The organism is Mesorhizobium sp. M2A.F.Ca.ET.039.01.1.1, from assembly GCF_003998035.1.
Lineage (GTDB): Bacteria > Pseudomonadota > Alphaproteobacteria > Rhizobiales > Rhizobiaceae > Mesorhizobium.
Genome location: NZ_RZRY01001278.1, coordinates 1 through 990, shown reverse-complemented (window position 1 = coordinate 990; position 990 = coordinate 1). Strand labels below are relative to the sequence as shown.

Here is a 990-nt window from a genome sequence, read left to right as displayed (position 1 = left end):
CCGCCTGGCCGGCGAGCAACGGCAGGATCAGCAGCGGGCCGGAGAGGCAGATCATCAACTGCCCCGCCTTGATCTCGCTCATCCCCTCGATGCCGATGAAGCGGATCGGCAGGAGCACGAGCAGGACGACGAAGGCATAGGCGGGTGCCGCGGCCAGGAACTGGACGCCGACGAAACGCGGGAAGCGGAACAGCGTCAGGTCCAGCATCGGCCGGCGCACGCGCCGCTCGACAATGACGAAGGCGGCAAAGCCGACGGCAGCCACGCCAAGGAGTGCGAGAACGAAGGGATCGGCCAAGCCGCTTTGAGGCGCCTGCAGCACGCCATAAGTCAGCGCGGCAAGCGCGATGGTGAAGGTGCCGGCGCCGGCCCAGTCGAGCCCGGTTGCGTCAGGATCGCGTGATTCGGTGACGGTGCGCAGGCCCAGCGCGGCCGCGGCAACGCCAAGCGCCGCCACCAGAAGGAAGATCGCGCGCCAGCCGAATGTATCGATGAGCAGGCCGGAGGCGACAGGGCCGAAGGCTAGCCCGATGCCGAAGCTGGTGCCGAGAAAACTGAAGGCGCGCAGCCGCGATTGCCCGTCGAATTCCTGGGCAAGTGCTGAGGCACCGCCGGCGAAGGCGGCGGCACCGCCTATGCCTTGCAAGGCGCGGAACATATCGAACCAGACGATATCCGGCGCCAGCATGCAGCCCAGCGCGGCAAGGAGGTAGACAGCGAGGCCGGCGAGAAAAATCCGCTTGCGGCCATGGTTGTCGGCCAATGCCCCGGCCGCCATCAGGCCGGCGCCGAAGGTCAGCATGAAGGCATTGGTCACCCAATTGAGCGCGAGCGGACTGCCGCCGAGATCGGCGGCAATGCGAGAAAGCGCCACGGCGGGGCCGGGAAAGCTCAACGGCATCGTCATGGCGGCAAGGCAGACCGACAGCAGCACAAGCCATCTGCCGGCGGGGCCGGTTCTGGTCATCAAAATCATGGGTTTTCCTATCC

Annotated in this window: 1 protein-coding gene; it reads right to left on the bottom strand. The window is 66.8% G+C overall.

The genetic code is table 11. The features are described from left to right. A partial coding sequence (locus EOA24_RS39265) for an MFS transporter (RefSeq protein WP_127410898.1) occupies positions 1-976 on the bottom strand: 976 nt, incomplete at its 3' end. Between the last annotated feature and the right edge of the window lie 14 nt (positions 977-990).